This is a genomic window from Psychrobacter sp. Ps2 (assembly GCF_022129405.1).
Lineage (GTDB): Bacteria > Pseudomonadota > Gammaproteobacteria > Pseudomonadales > Moraxellaceae > Psychrobacter.
On sequence record NZ_JADQAM010000028.1, the window covers coordinates 22,964 to 39,969 of the forward strand.

The following is a 17,006-nucleotide window of genomic DNA, read 5'->3' on the forward strand; positions in this document are numbered from 1 at the left end:
GACCCATGATAATTTAGATTACTTTTCTGCGTTTTCTGTTTCATCTAGTTTTAAGCGTTTAGTCAGTGCCGAATACAGGGATGGCTGCATATTGTGAATATTGCCTATCATCCATTTAACATAGCTGATGGGCACATCTTTAATCGGTTTGCCTTTATGCTTGCCAAAAGGCATCTTGCTCACAGGGGTCGCTTTATTAGAGATAGCATGTGCCGCTGCAAAATCTGTCGGCGCAATCTCTAGACGCTCGCAGCATGCCTGATACAGCAAATAGCACATTCGAGCATCGCCAAGCGCGTCATGAGCGGCAATCGTCATTGCACTCGCCTCACCCTTGCCCAACAGTTGCTCGATACACTTAGACTGACCGTAAGCACACCATTCTGGAAAGGCTGCCCGCGCAAGCCTCACCGTACAAATAAGCTTAGCAGAAGGACTGCCAATCACTCGCCAATCAAAACGTACATTGTGACCAATCAAGTACTCTGGTAATTCAAACTGTTCTAGCTCAAAACGCTCAAGTCCAGCCACATCATCATCGGTAATACCATGTACCTTTATGACAACAGGCGAAATAGATCGACCACTGTTAAAGTATTTCATCCATTCAAAGCCAGTTGCTACATTGATAGTAGCAACTTGGATAGGTCTAGGATCACTGCCCTGATCTGTTTCGGTATCGATAACCAGCGCTGTTTCGCGCGTGGCAGAAATATCAGCAGGATTAAAAGCATCATTCATAAGGTATTAACCATCAGTAGCAACTGTCTATGCTCAGCAGAAATGTTAAGTAGATAAAACTGTATTTGCTGTCTATATCCTTAACCATAAGAATATCTATGGGGGTAAAAACGATAGATAACAATGCGATACATACGTTATCAGACGAAGCTTTTATAATAAAATCTCAAATGACATAAAATATATATGAGACATCAATGCTAGCAGATGGAAACAACCAGCCTCCCAGACCTTCTTTTTTTAGTCGTTTAATAAGCCTACTGATTAAGGCTATCGTATTACTAGCACTGTTATTTGTCTTTGATAAACTGCTACCCAGTATCAGTCAACAAACGCAATCATTTGTGGTTGCCAAATGGCAACAATTGAGTCTATTGCAACAAGAGCTGCCGACAGAAAACAGCTTGCCCAGTCCACTACCAGAACGGAACCTAACAGACACTTGGGGCGCGGCACGTAGCCAAGGCCGCTCCCACGAAGGCATCGATATCTTTGCACCACGTAATACTCCCGTGCAGTCGACCACGCAAGGCGTAGTAAGCAAAGTTGGTGAGAACACCTTGGGTGGGCGCGTAGTCGTGGTAGTAGGACCTGGTGGCGCAGGACATTACTACGCCCACCTAGAAGACTATGCTGATATCTCCCCCAATGACTGGGTCAATCAGGGCGATGTGATCGGTTATGTGGGTGATAGCGGTAATGCAAAAGGAACACCGACACACGTACATTATGGTATCTATATTAATGGCAGTGCGGTCAACCCTTATCGGCTTTTGCAAAAGGATTAACGAATACAAAAAAGTATGTCGTTATCCTAATTTGAAGTCATGCTAGGTTTATATTAATCAAGAAACTGAAACCGAAAAACCAACGCTAATACAGACTAGAAATCGTATTAATTGGCAGTAACGGATCTGACATAGTTTGAAGGAAATACCACACTAAATGTCGACCCTTCCCCTTCTACTGAATCGATTTGCAATTGCGCTTCGTGCTGGTGCAGTACGTGTTTTACAATCGCTAATCCCAACCCCGTACCACCTGTTGCACGGCTACGACCTTTGTCGATACGATAGAAACGCTCTGTCAAACGGGCGATATGCTCTGACGCAATACCGATCCCATCATCTTCGACCGCGAAACGGCAGCCATCAGACGTCCTTGTCCAGCTGATAGTGATATTGCCACCCTTTGGCGTATATTTGATCGCATTGATTACTAGATTGGATAGCGCACTATTCAAGTACATCTCTGACCCGTACAGCCCATCATACGTATCTATATGCAAATGAATGATGTGTTTGTACGCTTGGTTGTAGGCCTGTGCATCGTCATAGATATTGGTCAGTAGCTTAGTCATATCTATGTAATGCAGCTCGTGTGACTCTTCGATTTCAATCTTAGACAATAGCAGTAAGTCGTTCACAATTCTGTTCATACGGGCTGTTTGCTGGGTCATCAGCTCAAAACCACGACGCCATTGCGGCGGCATATCTGGCTGATCGGAGAAATTTTCTAGGTAGCCCATCATTACCGTCAATGGTGTTCTAAGCTCATGCGAGACATTTGCGACAAAATCCTGACGCATTTGCTCTAAGTGCCGCAAGCGGGTCACATCATATACAAACAGCAGTTTTTCATCACCGAAAGGGGTCAGTTCACACTTTAAGTAGCGACTAGGATCTCGCCATGATTCTATATGGACGCCATCGTTAGGTATCGTTGTACCTTCATAATACTGGCGGAACTCAGGTACAGTGATAAAGTCAAAAATATTTTGACCTTTATCTTCTGGCTGTAGCAGCAATAAGTCTTGTGCTGCCTGATTCCACCATTCTAGACCATCATTGTTGTTGAGCAAAATCACTGCATCGCGCAAGGCTCGTAGTGCACTGCCGATTTTTTTGAGTTGCTCCGCTGTGCTTTGAGTAGATATTTGCTCTAATAGAGCTGATTGCTCACTTTGTGCTGGCGCTATCTTGTCCATTTTTTATCCTTACCACTATCCGCTGCCTCAATATTGCTGCGGCATTATTTGTACAAGATTAACTTGGCTCAATCAGGCTAGAAAATCGATAGCCTGTTCCACGTACCGTCTGTATCAATGTATCACAGTCATAAGGTCGCAGTAATTTACGTAGACGTTTAATATGCACATCGATGGTTCGGTCTTCGATGTATACATTGCCGCCCCATACCTGATCGAGCAGCTGCGTTCGTGTATAGGCGCGCTCAGGGTGACTCATAAAAAATGCCAATAGGCGATACTCTGTGGGCCCAACATCAACGATTTTACCTGCAGCTGTCACGCGCTGACTCTTAGTATCTAGACTTAACTGTCCAATTTCGATAGGTTTATCACTGCTCATCGCGCTACTGCGTCGTAGTACGGCTTTGATTCTAGAAATCAGCTCACGAGTCGAAAAAGGCTTGGTCATGTAGTCATCTGCCCCTGCATCAAGACCATGCACCTTACTGTCTTCTTCACTTTTTGCCGTTAGCATAATGACTGGTATTTCAGAGAGCAGCTCATCGTTTTTGAGCATACGACAAAAATCCACACCGCTCTTGTCACCCGGCAACATCCAGTCTAACAGTATCAGTGACGGCCTATGATCGACCACTTGCTGATGCGCCTCTGACACGTCAGCCGCTTGCAAGCTATCAAACCCAGCCATCTCTAGCGTCATGACAACCATTTCACGAATCGCAGGCTCATCTTCCACAATCAAAATTTGCTCATTATACATAGGACATTCTCGGTGTTAGAGGACAAAATCTAGCATGTAAAAAGGCGATATATACTCACCAGTCTCTACCTATTAAACGGATTAATTATGACAGCTTGATGACACTCTAAAATCAGATTTCTAGTAAAAAATTAAGCGGCCCATCATTAACGCTCGACACTTGCATATCCGCACCAAACTGACCAGTTGCCACATTTGGATACTTAGTTTTGGCATAATCGACCAGTTGTTCAAATAGCGCTTGCGCCGCAGCAGGTGCCATCGCTCCACCAAAGTCTGGTCGGCGCCCTTTGTCTGTTTTTGCCATCAAGGTAAATTGTGAGACTAATAATAGCCCACCAGCAACCTGCTGAACGTTTTTATCCAGTTTACCAAATTTGGCCGGATCATCGTCATTTTCAAAAATACGATAGGTAAGAATTTTATCAATCATGCGCTTTGCGCTTTGCAGACTATCATCAGGTCCCAAACCGATATAGGCCAATATGCCTTGCTCTATACGACCGACACACTGTTGATCGACGACCACACTAGCCTGCTTCACCCGTTGTATGAGTGCTTTCATTTACTAATTCCTTAACAGATTATGGCCATACAATAATATACTGTCCATGATAAAATACCGTCATTAACTTGACTATTATTTCTTATATTACACCTTATTTTGGTAGCCTTATTATGAATGTATTTACCACCTTACAACAGCTTGTGCCGCAGCAAAAGCTCAGTAAAGTCGCTGGACGTTTGGCCGCCAGTCGCCACCCTTATGTCAAACGCACCTTTATCCGTAGCTTTGCCAAAGCTTATAATATCAGCTTAGACGAGTACGAACGCCAAAGCCTTAACGCTTATGAAAGTTTTAATGACTTTTTTACCCGCGAGTTAAAAGAAGATGCTCGTACTATCGACGCCACGGCAAACGGTATCGTGAGCCCTGCGGACGGTATTATCTCTCAGCTAGGACAAATCGAAGACTATAAACTACTACAGGCAAAAGGTCGTCACTATGATGTCGGCCAACTACTTGCTGATAGTGAAGATGGCAGTTATTTCGCTGATGGTAGTTTTGCAACTATCTACTTAGCACCTAGCAATTATCACCGTGTGCATATGCCGTTTACTGGCACATTGACCAAGACTCGCTATGTACCTGGTACACTGTTTTCGGTCAACAATACTACGGCAGCTAACGTGCCAGACTTGTTTGCGCGTAATGAACGTCTGGTCTGTATGTTTGATACCAAGTATGGCAAAGCAGCTGTTGTGATGGTTGGTGCTATGATTGTCGCTGGTATCGAAACCGTCGCGACAGGCAAGATTGCTCGTACTGACGACATATTCGAGTCTGATCATGACATGCAGTTTGCAGCAGGCGAAGAGCTCGGACGCTTCTATCTAGGCTCAACGGCTATCGTAGTATTACCAAAAGCAGCAAAGGCTGACTGGCTAGATGGTATGCAAGCCAATAGCGTCGTGCAAATGGGTCAATTGCTAGGAATGGCAAACGCTTAATAACATGCTTGTATAAAAGCACTTAAAGTATCAGCCCAGTTAAGCGTAAATTATCATGCTTAATTGGGCTTTTTTATGCCTGCTACTTATGCAGATTTACGCATCAATCAGCCAGCCTTGCTGAGTTGCATACTCAATATTATGTGAGAGCCAATCATGAATAGGAGGAAAGCTGTCTTTGATAAATGCATGCGCACCTGCCACTTGCGAGCGCGTAACGCCAAGCTCAATCCACGTTTTACCGTTGGTATTTAGATTGAGCAAAAACGGCAATAAGCGGTCGACCACTCTGAGTAACTGACTTTCTTTGCTACTTCCTGTTTCCTGCGCTTCCCAAACCTTACTCAAATCACTAATGCCATTGCCTCGCTCACGTTGCAATCTGGCAATGCCTGCACGCTCTTCGACGTGTGCATCAGTACGGGTATCGGCATACAAAAAAGTATCGCCCGCATCAATCTCACCCAAATCATGAACCAATGCCATCTTCAGCAATTTTTCATGATTGACGTCTAGCGCAAATAATTCAGCAATCGACCAACAGGCCATCGCTAAATGCCAAGAGTGTTCGGCAGAGTTTTCTTTACGAGAGGTCTGTGTCACATAGCTACGGCGATTCACGCGTTTGAGCGCATCTAACTCCAATAAGAAATGAGTGACATCATCGATATCGATATGTGAAGTAGATTCGGAATGAGTGACTGATATAGAGCTGGCTTGCGACATTGATTTTCTCTGGCTTTCTCTAGTTATTGGTTTAATGCTTATAAGTTCTGGCAATTTTAAGTTTCATTGCTCAAGATATTATAGTTAGTTTGATATCAAACAATGGTTAAAAGACTATTACCGTTATCAAAAAAATAGCGCTTATTTTACCAAGCGCTATCTATTATAAATCAGAAGATAAATGGTTAAATTGAAACTCTATTTATCCAAGTTCTTAAGCAACTAAAGCTTAAACCACCTACTTAATCAAATTAATAATGGTTTTGAACGCAGGATCTTCACTGCTACGGCACAGCTCAAATAAGATTGATTCGACAGTACTAATCACCCCACCTGCACGGCGAATACGACGAATTGCTTGCTTTTTGTCATAAGGAAAACGAGAACCCACCGCGTCACCAATAATGACAGGCTGCATACCATTATCCAATAAATCCAGTGCCGTCTGCATAATACAAACATGAGCTTCAGCACCAAAAAGCAACACGGTACTACGATTCTGTTGGGCTAGATGGTGCCATGAATCGTTGTTATCACAGGCACTAAACGTGACCTTTTCAAAGCTCTTGGCATTGTCTCCTTCGAGTATGTTGCGTAGCTCTGGCAAGGTATCGCCCAAGCCTTTTTTATATTGTTCATTGAGCATGATTGGAATATTGAGCGCTTGCAGCCCTTTAATCAAGGTAACGGTTTTTTTGACAATGTTTTCGTGATCATAGATATGCGGCGTTAAGCGCTCTTGCACATCAACAATCATTGCTTGGGTATTCTCACGAGCGATTCGATAGGTGCGATCATTAATCATAGTAGACATAGTACACTCCTTGTACGGCTGACAGTTGCAACTAAAAACTATTTTAGAATTATCATAAACAGTGCCATGGTTCATCTTTCTCTTATTTAGTCATAGTTTCATGAATGCGTCAATGGAGATAATTTTTAATCGCCGTAATACTGTGTTTTTCGACTCTGTGATCTATTAGCTTACCAACTATTAATTTGACCCATAAAAAAACCTCTAGCCGTTATGACTAGAGGTTTTTCGTTAGCGAGTAGCTACTTATTAAGTGTTCAAATAATCTTGTTTATATCAATAAGATTAAACACGCTCAATAATAGTAGCGATACCTTGGCCAAGACCAATACACATTGTCGCTAGACCGATTTCAGTATCTGACTGCTCCATCGCGTTTAGCAATGTCACTGTGATACGAGCACCTGAACATCCTAGTGGATGACCTAGAGCAATGGCACCACCGTTGATGTTAACGATATCTTGCTTATCAGATAAATTTAGACCTTTTAATACTGATAGACCTTGAGCAGCAAATGCTTCGTTTAGCTCGATGGTTTGCATGTCATCGATACTCATGCCAGCACGCTTCAATGCTTTTTGGGTCGCAGGTACAGGACCATAACCCATGATAGCAGCATCACAACCAGCCACAGCCATACTACGGATACGGGCACGTGGCTTTAGACCTAGATCTTTGGCTTTTTGTGCGCTCATTACTAGCATCGCTGACGCACCGTCAGATAATGCAGATGAGGTTGCTGCTGTTACTGTACCGCCTTTTGGATCAAACGCTGGACGTAGCTTTTGCATTTGCTCCATCGTTGCATCTGGACGAATTACTTCATCAACCGTACATAGTTGCAGACGACCAGCAGCATCATGACCTTCGATACCGATGATTTCATTGTCAAAACGACCTTCAGTAGTTGCAGCCCATGCACGGCGATGTGACTCAAGACCAAACGCATCTTGCTCTTCGCGCGTGATGTTGTTCATACGACCTAGCATTTCAGCAGTCAAGCCCATCATGTTTGATGCTTTTGCATAATGCTTAGAAGCAGCAGGGTTCAAATCAACACCGTGCATCATGCCGACGTGACCCATGTGCTCAACACCGCCGATGATGAATACATCACCTTGGTTGGTCATGATTTGTGCAGCAGCAGTATGTAGCGCCTGCATAGAAGAACCACATAGACGGTTAACCGTTTGGCCACCAGCAGTCTTTGGGATACCAGCTAGCAAACCGATGTTACGACCAATGTTCAAGCCTTGCTCTAGCGTCTGGTTGACACAACCCCAGATAATGTCTTCGATATCATTGGTATCAAAGTCATTACGTTCTACTAGCGCACGTACTAGTTCCGCTGACATGCTATCAGCACGTACATGACGGAACATACCGTTTTTGGTTTTGCCCATTGCCGAGCGTACGCCATCTACGATGACCACATCTTTTGGACTTAAAGTTGTCATACCATATTCCTTTTCAATTTTTATTGTCAGTGTAGTCAACCCAATTTACGACTATTACCTTGTTAACCCCGCTCAAAGTACAATAGGTACATTTGCGCTTGATTTACTCGTACTAGCATTAAACTGAACCAACTATAATCGTACGTTCGCTATTGGAGACGATTCATGTCTCAATTGCTTTCATGCAAAATAGCAAACGTACTGCACTTCATCCTAGTAATGACTGACTATTACGCTGTTGCGTAAAAAGTCTCGCCTGCGGCTGCCATGTCGCGAATCTTTTGTGGCGCTTCATAAGCTTTGCCAAGATGTGCGTATTTTTCACACAGTGCCAAATAGTTATCAAGACCCATTTGATCAATATAACGGCAAGGACCACCACGGAATGGAGGGAAACCAACGCCCATAATCATAGCCATATCAGCTTCAGATGGCGTACTCACGATGTTATCTTCTAAGCAGCGTACTGTTTCATTACAGAAGGCTAACATAGTGCGGTCGATGATCGCTTGATCATCAAACTCTTGTTTTTCACTGTCTGTTGTGGTTTTTAGCAGCTCATAAGTGGCTTCATCAGCAACTTTCTTTGGCTTACCGCGCTTGTCCATTTCATACTTATAGAAACCAACACCGTTTTTCTGACCTAGACGCTCGTTCTCATATAGATACTGAATCGCACCTTTATAATCAGGCTTCATACGATCAGGGAAACCGTCAGCCATCACTGCTGCGCCATGTACACCTGTATCTAGACCGACTACGTCGATTAGGTATGCAGGGCCCATTGGCCAACCGAATTTCTCCATAACTTTATCGACATGAGCAAAGTCAGCACCTTGCTTCAGTAGCAAGTCAAACGCGCCAAAGTATGGGAACAATACACGGTTTACCAAGAAACCTGGGCAGTCGTTAACTACTACTGGCACTTTACCCATTTTAGAAGCAAGTGCAACGGTAGTCGCGATGGCTTCTTCAGATGATTTCTCACCGCGGATAACTTCGACGAGTGGCATACGATGTACTGGGTTAAAGAAATGCATACCAACGAAGTTTTCTGGACGCTCAAGCGCTTCTGCTAGGAACGTAATAGAGATGGTCGAGGTGTTTGATGCTAGGATACAGTCGTCTTTTACTAGACCTTCTACTTCTTTTAGTACCGCACGCTTCACGTTTGGATTTTCTACGACCGCTTCGATAACGATATCAGTCTCAGCAAAATCACCGTAGTTCAAAGTAGGACGGATACGGCTTAACGTTTCACCCATTTTTGCTGGGGTCATCTTGCCGCGTTCTACCATTTTGCCAAGCAGTTTGCTTGCTTCGCCCATACCAAGGTCTAATTGCTCAGACTTGATATCTTTCATGATGATTGGCAAGCCTTTGCTGGCTGCTTGATAAGCGATACCGCCACCCATGATACCAGCGCCTAGTACAGCGGCTTCGCTGATGTCATGTGCTTGTTTGCTATGCTGTTTTGCTAACTTTTTAACTAATTGATCGTTTAAGAACAAACCAACTAAGCTTTCTGCTTGTGGGGTTTTAGCCGCTTTAGCAAAACCAGCCGCTTCTACTTCGATTGCTTTGTCACGTGGTAGGTTAACGTGTTTTTCAATAGCTTCGATTGCTAGCGCTGGTGCTGGGTATTGCTTAGGATTGGCTTTAGCAAAAATAGCACCTTTGGCACTGTTGAATGCCATCGCTTGCTCAAGCTGGTTTAGCTTAACTGGCGCCAGTTTTTCTTCACGTTTTGCTTTCCAATCAAGCTCACCTGAGATACATTTTTTGACTAGATCAATCGCTGCATCTTGCAAGTCATCAGCAGGTACAGTCGCATCAACCAAGCCTAGCTTCAATGCTGCTAATGCTTTCTTTGGGCTACCAGTCGCGATCAGCTCAAGTGCGTTATCGATACCAATAATACGAGTACTACGAACTGTACCGCCGAAACCTGGGAAGATACCTAGCTGAGTTTCTGGCAAACCGATGATGGCTTTGTCACTCATGACACGGTATTCACAAACCAAAGTCATTTCACAACCGCCGCCCATTGCCGCGCCATTGATAGCCGCAACTTTAGGGAATGGTAGGTCTTCAAAACGATTGAACGCGTCATTAACATGAACGACCCAATCTTTGATCTCGCTTTCTGATTTTTTGAAAGAACCGACGAATTCTGTGATATCAGCACCAGCGATAAACACGCCTTTGGCTGAAGTAACGATAAGACCTTTTACGTTGTCGGCTTTTTCTAACGCACTAACTGCTTCACCAAACTGCTTGTTGGTTTCGGCATCAAATTTGTTCACGCTCTCATTTTCGGCGTTGTACTGCATGTTGGCGATGCCATCCTCTAGCATTGTCACCGTGATGCGATTTCCTTGGTATACCATTTGAAACTCCTTTCTATATAACGAAAGCTACGTTTTGAATTAAAATAAATAGCCAGTTACTGTTAGTAAAATGGGTAATAGCACTGTGCGCTTGTCATGTTATAAAGACAAACATATAACCAGCTCACAAGTGAAGATGTCTTTATTATCCAGCGCTCATCATGATGCACGTATTTTGCGTCTCTTGCATGACATCATATGACGCTTCATTTATATACTGCTGTTGCAGGTACTGATGTTCAAAATATTGACTGAGACTTGGTCTAACACTCGGTATCGACGATTGAACATCCTGAGAAAAAACCCAGTAGGGTCACCATCAGACCATTTTCACGTCAATTAGTGTAGGGGATTATGCCCCTAACTGTCACAAGCTAATACCATACTCGCAAGTCACTCTTAAATCACTTGCAGGCATTTACCTTACGCTAAAAGTGTTTTAGTGAATAAATGTATACTGAATTGTTAATTTAGATTTATTTCGTGTTGTTGGCTCAATGCACGACATCTTTAGAATGATAGTCCGGTAGCGCTACTTAATAAGTGCCAATTGATCGATGCTACTTGGTCAGTGCTAGTATTTAGTACCATTTTTCTACGGTAATAAGATGAACGTGCCAGCCTAGCTTGCTCTTTTATCAGAACATATTCAACCAGAGAGTGACATCATCCATCGGTAACGAAATCTTGTCGTTATATTGCAGCTAAGATTGCACTGTTTTTAAATAAACTTCGGTAGAAAAACGCAAAAAACAATCAATTGATACCGTGTGTCACATAAGCGATAAGACCTATCATGCTACACTAATAGCGTTTTTATCTTATCCCTAATAAGTTTTACTGTATCCCTGATAAATGGTTGGATTATGACTGTTTCCCTTACTTCTAGCACTACCTCTACTGGCGTTATCCCTTCTAACCTTGTCTCTTTCCAAAGCACTGAGCAGTTTCATGGTGCTGTACGCGAGCAATTGGCACAAGATATCGAGGTGTTGTTTGCTTATGCCAAGCTCCCTAGCCCGCTAGTAGATGCTTGCCGCTATGTCATGACAGGTCAAGGCAAACTGGTACGCCCCCTGATGGTTGCCAGCGCTTTTGCCAGTATTAATAGCAGTAATAATGCACTTACAGACGAGCCTAATGATGACATTGATGATATCGATACTCTCGATGCTGATCTGGATTCGCTGCTAGAAAACGACTCAGACTACGATATGTCGCGCCGTGCTGCATTAGCAGTAGAGCTACTGCATACCTATTCGTTGGTACATGATGATTTGCCCTGTATGGATGACGACGAGCTGCGCCGTGGGCAGCCGACTGCTCATATTGCCTTTGATGAAGCAACGGCTCTGCTGACAGGAGATGTATTGCAAACGCTAGCATTTGAAGTATTAACCGCGGAGATGCCAACCTTTGCGCCATTCGATGCAAATATCGCAAGTCAGCTTATGGCAATATTTGCGCCACGCGCCAGACGCATGGTGTCAGGTCAAATGTTAGACCTCAATGCCGAAGCCAGTACCAATATCGCGCAGGATGATTTGGAAGCCATTCACCGTGACAAGACAGGGGCGTTGATAGAAGCGGCGCTGCTCATGGGCGGCGTCTGTGCTGGTGCAACGGCTCCACAGCGCATGGCATTGCAAGAGTGCGCGCAATATATCGGTCTGGCGTTTCAAGTCCAAGATGATGTACTAGACGTCACAATGACGACAGATACGCTTGGTAAGCCTGCGGGTAGTGATGAAAAACTAGACAAATCTACCTATGTAAAACTAATGGGTGTCGATGACGCGACCAGCTATGCGCAATCGCTATTTAATGACGGGCGTGCAGCCATTTCTCATGAACTACATAGTCGTGAGCTTAGCGACAATGAAGATAATATTGGCACAGACAATGATGCACTACTAGCACTGATTGAATGGCTCTGGTCGCGTAAAAAGTAGCTTGTCAAATAGCAGCCGAAAGCAGATATCGTAGTAAATTTCATTACCCAAAACGGCAGTGAGTGGTCAACATGGACAGTTCCCCTACCCCGCGCATTTATCTTGGCACTGGTGGCTATAGCGATACCGATTTGCTCGGTACGCTGTATTCCACCGGCACCAAAAAAACTGATTTCTTACGTGAGTACGCCAAGCAATATGGTGCAGTCGAAATCAACAGCACCTTTTATGCGCCCATCGGGCAAAAAGCCTTTGCTGGGATGGTCGATAAAGCTTATGTACAGGCTGACAGCGAGTTGAAATTCGCCGTTAAGCTGCATCAAGACTTTACTCATGCGCGTAAAGGAACAAGCGATCATGCACAGGCATTTCTAAACGCCTTATCCCCACTTATCGAAGCAAATGCTTTAGCGCCATTATTACTCCAGTTCCCGCATGGCTTTGATCGTACTCGTGAGCATCGCCTCTATTTGGCCAACCTCGTTAGCTGGTTTAAAGACTATCCGCTCGCTATCGAGTTTCGTCATAACGGCTGGCATACCCCGCAAGTGGTCGATAGCTTTCGTCAGCAAGGACTAATTTGGTGTAGCGTCGATTACCCAAAGGTCAGCGGACTGCCGCCGTCACGATTGATATTTACCGAACGCACTGGCTATCTGCGCATGCACGGTAATAACCTAAACTGGTGGGATGCGATGAGCGCAGCAGACCGTCATGATTATCGCTATAGCGAAGCTGAGATGCTGGACTGGGCACAAGCGATTGCCAATCAGCGTCAGCACTTTGATACGCTCTATATCTTCTTTCAAAATACCGTCAATGCACATGCTTATTATAATATTGCGATGCTGCGAGAAGCGTTGAGTCAGTTTGGGTTTGAGGTTTTGTGAATGTACGGTGAATATATAGGAGTAACATTCTTGATAGAGCCTGAAAACACCTAAAGAGAATGTGAATATTTACTGCTCTTGTTTAACGTTGCATAAAAAAATCAAAAACTTTTATCTACTTTTACAAAGGCTATGCTGTTACTACGCTCATAAAGTGACAAATTACTATCAATTTTCTGGTACTCATAGTTTAATTTTGGTGTGAACCCTTTCCAACTAAGTTTTCTATGTCCTAGGGTTGTACTAAATTGGTATTCATCATCTTTACGTTTTTCACCATAGAAGAAATTATCTGCTTTAAAATCTCGCTGAGCGTAACGGAAACTACTTCTCAAACTAATTTTATCTCCAGAAAATACCATTCCGCCGCGAATGCCTTGACGATCTGATGATTCAGCCTGATCCGCTAAGTCATCACGCATAAAATCAGCACCGCCATAAACCAGCCATTTAGGCTTTGGTTGGTAAAGTAAAATCCACGCAGTACTGTTGGCATGACCATCGTAGTAATTGGCGAAGTCATCGTCTTCATAACGTTTTTGTAAATGTGAGACACTCCCAGAAACTTGCCATTGATCTGATACTTGTCGGTTGTATTCTAACGTCGCTGCATAGTTCTGATTATATCGACTTCCACCTAGCAAGTTCTGCTCAACCATCGTTATGACACCCCATGATTGCTTGATGTTTTTATAACGGTATCCTAAATTTGCTTGCAGTGTTAATTCACTATAGTCACTATTATCCCAATAATTTACGCCCCCTAAGTCTGCACTCTTATAAATATAATGATTGCCTTTGAGGTTTTTTTCTTGGGTAGCACCGACGTTATAACGTATGCCGTGTGCGTCTTGTGGTAATGAATCATCACTACGAATAAACGTAGCTTCACCAATTACCAATTCTTTTAAATCAGACGCCTGATTGACGTTATCAGTGGATTCATAGCTAAAGTTTAGCGTAGGCTGCCACTCTTGAGACTTTTTGATAGTGCCTAAAAGCTGGCTAATCAAAGCTTGTAACGCTGGTGCAAGATAGGGCTCAGCTATTTCAAGTTGCACTTTTGCTTCGGCATAACGCTTGTCTTCATACAACATCATTGCCAAATCAAATCTTGGATAATGTAGATTTGGTTGACGTTCTAAGAGTTGCTGATATAACGCAATAGCTTCTTTTTGGCGACCCTGATGTCGATATAGTGCTCCTAGTCCATAATCATATAAAATTGGATCAAAATTCGCAGTCGTACGATATTGAGCCAATAGTTCTTCTAGCATTTGCCAGTCTTTACTGACAATGGCGAAACTGATGCTTTCTTCTAGACCACTACCTTCTGCTAGTGGGGCAACACTTGGCGTATTAAGGCTAGGCTGGTTGAGTAATAATTCTGGTTGTATTTGTGGCGTTTTTTCAAAAAATACGGTTTGAGTAGGGGGTATTTCTTGAGCGATGGCTGGGGCAGATAATGCGATACAGCAGGCTATGTAGAGCTTTTTTTTCATTAACTTTTACCAATATGACGAAAAAACCGTTTGAAATATAGAATAAATACTTCAAACGGTTTAATTTATAGAGTTATTTAAGGATAAGTTTTCTATTATTTAGAAATTTCATCACGAGTTGCACCTAATCCGATTTCAGTCTTACCATTAACATTTTTCCAGTAACTACCTTGATTCATTTCTAAAGAACCGGCAATTTCTTGGGCTTCTGTGCCATAAAAACCAAGGTTATATTTACCTAATGTGCCATTTAGAGCTTTTGCTGAGCTACTAATGCCTATGACATTGTTACCCTTTAAATTGATTTTAGCAATTTTGCCTTCATCTAGTGAAATTTTACCACCATACTCTGGTGCTTTTAGCAAAGAGCCTGACCCAGTCCGTTTTGCAAAATCAACGTTATAAGTAAGATCGAATCTGTCATTTGTATAGACGCCTAAACCTGTATAAGTTGCTTTGCCTACGCTAGGAAGAGATGCTGCTTGCGTAGAAAAACCTGCCACATCTACATTATAGGTAGATCCATTTGTAAGCTGGTTTACATCATCTTTAATATCTGTAGTAAGCCAAGTGCCAACCACCATCGAGTAGGGCTGTTGATAAATATAGTTCCATCCTTCCCGCAGACTATATTGGTCTTTATCATTTAGACTATCTTCATTGATTTTTCTAGTCCCACCATAGTATTGAGCAAGATCATTGCCAAATGCTGCTATTTTAACTTCTGTAGCTTGTGTTAGAGCGGCATTTTGCAGCGCTTCTTTTAACTCAGATTTTGGAGCATCTAGTTGCGCCGTAGCGACAAGTTGAGCGTGAGTATCAGTTAACCCAATGGCTGTTCCCGTTGCTACAATTTTGGCGAGATCGTCTGCTTGGGTTTTCACGGCAGCTTTTAATGCTTCATCTGCAGTTGCTTTATTAACGTTAGTCTCAGCATATGCTTGTGCACGTTTTTCGGTTAAACCTGCTTCAATAGCTTGACGTTTTAATAGGGCTTTCGCATCTTTCTGACCACCGAAGCCTACTACATAATTACTTCCTGCCTTAACATCAGTAAAACTTTCTGCTGTAACGGAATTTACTGTGGCGGTACCAGCCACTTCTTCAGCTTTTGGACCAAACAATCCTAAAGTGTAATTACCTTTACTTTCTGAAAGTTCAGCTGCATTTTCATCCGTAATTCCAGACCAAACACCTGATACACCAACTGCAGCCTTACCACCGACATTAACTTTCTTTAGACTAGCCTCTTTTAGCTTGATATCACCAAACTCACCTTCCCAACCTGTAATTTCACCTGATCCGTTACGTTTATCGAAATCAACGAGGTAGCTAAAGTCAGCATTATTATCAATTGAAGAAAAAGCTTGCCCTGTATACATAGCCTTACCAACACTTGGGACATTTTGTTCTAGGGTAGCTAAGCCTGCTACTTTTTCTAAACCAAAATTACTAGAGGTTTGCGTACCGTTGTAGTTATCAGTGGTAGTAGTCATTGTGCCGCTACCTATAACAACAGAATAAGGTTGATCGTAAGTTTTTTTGAGTGACGATTCGGTTGTAGTCTGAGTGGTATATCTAGAGCCAGAAGGAGTTTGTATATACTGACTGCTTGAACTTTGTGAAGTAACTTGATTATCAGTAGTCAAGCCCTTTGCATAGACGCCACCTTTATCTGCTAAAACTGCTTTAGATACTTCAGCGTTCAATGCTTTAGCGATACTTGTCTCGGCAGTGTTGACATTATTATCTGAAAATTGCTTAGCACGTTCGGTGTTCAAACCAGCAACTTGAGCTTTTACTACAAGCTCTGATTTTTTAGTCGCAATACGTGTATTTTCTGCCACGATACTGTTTAGTGCTTCCTGTGCTGCTTTAGCTTGAGCTTCTTTGTTTGCTTCAGCATAAGCTGCTGCTTGTTCGGCACTCAATCCTGCATCTTTAGCTTTTTTATTTAATGCTAGACGATTGGCTTCGATCTTTTGTAAGCGTTCTTTTTCAGCAGCAGCTTTTTCAGCAGCAGCTTTCTCAGCAGCAGCTTTCTCAGCAGCAGCTTTCTCAGCAGCAGCTTTTTCAGCGGCAGCTTTTTCAGCAGCGGCTTTCTCAGCAGCGGCTTTTTCAGCAGCGGCTTTCTCAGCGGCAGCTTTTTCAGCAGCGGCTTTCTCAGCGGCAGCTTTTTCAGCAGCGGCTTTCTCAGCAGCGGCTTTTGCAGCAGCGGCTTTCTCAGCAGCGGCTTTCTCAGCAGCGGCTTTCTCAGCAGCGGCTTTTGCA

At 43.2% G+C, this 17,006-nt stretch carries 14 protein-coding genes; 4 read left to right on the plus strand and 10 right to left on the minus strand.

What is annotated here, in order from left to right:
* Positions 1-18: 18 nt before the first annotated feature.
* A complete protein-coding gene (locus I3254_RS01495) occupies positions 19-741 on the minus strand; it encodes a DUF3820 family protein (RefSeq protein ID WP_238050644.1) in 723 nt (240 codons plus the stop codon).
* 197 nt (positions 742-938) lie between these two features.
* Between I3254_RS01495 and I3254_RS01500 the strand changes: the two genes are divergently transcribed.
* Positions 939-1,529, plus strand: coding sequence for a M23 family metallopeptidase (locus I3254_RS01500; RefSeq protein WP_238050646.1), 591 nt, complete (start codon positions 939-941; stop codon positions 1,527-1,529).
* 107 nt (positions 1,530-1,636) lie between these two features.
* On the opposite strand, the gene phoR is transcribed toward I3254_RS01500, so the two are convergent.
* From phoR to dtd, 3 genes are all read right to left on the minus strand, one after another.
* Complete coding sequence (phoR, locus tag I3254_RS01505; protein WP_057761783.1) at positions 1,637-2,728, minus strand: phosphate regulon sensor histidine kinase PhoR; 1,092 nt, start codon at positions 2,726-2,728, stop codon at positions 1,637-1,639.
* Between the two features lie 58 nt (positions 2,729-2,786).
* A complete protein-coding gene (gene phoB, locus I3254_RS01510) occupies positions 2,787-3,491 on the minus strand; it encodes a phosphate regulon transcriptional regulator PhoB (RefSeq protein WP_057761786.1) in 705 nt (234 codons plus the stop codon).
* A 112-nt stretch (positions 3,492-3,603) separates the two neighbouring features.
* On the minus strand, positions 3,604-4,056 hold the full coding sequence (gene dtd, locus I3254_RS01515; protein WP_238050648.1) for a D-aminoacyl-tRNA deacylase: 453 nt from the start codon (positions 4,054-4,056) through the stop codon (positions 3,604-3,606).
* A 113-nt stretch (positions 4,057-4,169) separates the two neighbouring features.
* Between dtd and asd the strand changes: the two genes are divergently transcribed.
* Entirely contained in the window at positions 4,170-5,003 is an 834-nt protein-coding gene (gene asd, locus I3254_RS01520) for an archaetidylserine decarboxylase (RefSeq protein WP_238050650.1), read from the plus strand.
* Positions 5,004-5,099: 96 nt separating this feature from the next.
* Here the strand turns inward: asd and I3254_RS01525 are convergent, their stop codons facing one another.
* The 4 genes from I3254_RS01525 to fadB form a co-directional block, all read right to left on the minus strand.
* Positions 5,100-5,729, minus strand: coding sequence for an HD domain-containing protein (locus I3254_RS01525; protein WP_238050652.1), 630 nt, complete (start codon positions 5,727-5,729; stop codon positions 5,100-5,102).
* A 238-nt stretch (positions 5,730-5,967) separates the two neighbouring features.
* Positions 5,968-6,543 (minus strand): isochorismatase family protein, encoded by a 576-nt coding sequence (locus tag I3254_RS01530; protein ID WP_102093943.1) that lies wholly within the window; start codon positions 6,541-6,543, stop codon positions 5,968-5,970.
* Between the two features lie 285 nt (positions 6,544-6,828).
* Positions 6,829-8,001, minus strand: a complete 1,173-nt coding sequence (gene fadA / locus I3254_RS01535; protein WP_057761795.1) for an acetyl-CoA C-acyltransferase FadA — start codon at positions 7,999-8,001, stop codon at positions 6,829-6,831.
* A gap of 230 nt (positions 8,002-8,231) precedes the next feature.
* Positions 8,232-10,391, minus strand: a complete 2,160-nt coding sequence (gene fadB / locus I3254_RS01540; RefSeq protein WP_238050654.1) for a fatty acid oxidation complex subunit alpha FadB — start codon at positions 10,389-10,391, stop codon at positions 8,232-8,234.
* Positions 10,392-11,257: 866 nt separating this feature from the next.
* Here fadB and I3254_RS01545 point away from each other — a divergent pair.
* On the plus strand, positions 11,258-12,343 hold the full coding sequence (locus tag I3254_RS01545) for a polyprenyl synthetase family protein (RefSeq protein WP_238050656.1): 1,086 nt from the start codon (positions 11,258-11,260) through the stop codon (positions 12,341-12,343).
* 71 nt (positions 12,344-12,414) lie between these two features.
* Positions 12,415-13,233, plus strand: a complete 819-nt coding sequence (locus I3254_RS01550) for a DUF72 domain-containing protein (RefSeq protein ID WP_238050658.1) — start codon at positions 12,415-12,417, stop codon at positions 13,231-13,233.
* Positions 13,234-13,334: 101 nt separating this feature from the next.
* Here I3254_RS01550 and I3254_RS01555 read toward each other — a convergent pair whose 3' ends face one another.
* Both I3254_RS01555 and I3254_RS01560 read right to left on the minus strand, forming a co-directional pair.
* Entirely contained in the window at positions 13,335-14,735 is a 1,401-nt protein-coding gene (locus I3254_RS01555; protein ID WP_238050659.1) for a surface lipoprotein assembly modifier, read from the minus strand.
* A 95-nt stretch (positions 14,736-14,830) separates the two neighbouring features.
* Positions 14,831-17,006, minus strand: a 2,176-nt coding sequence (locus tag I3254_RS01560; RefSeq protein ID WP_238050661.1) for a factor H binding family protein, incomplete at its 5' end; no start/stop codon positions are given.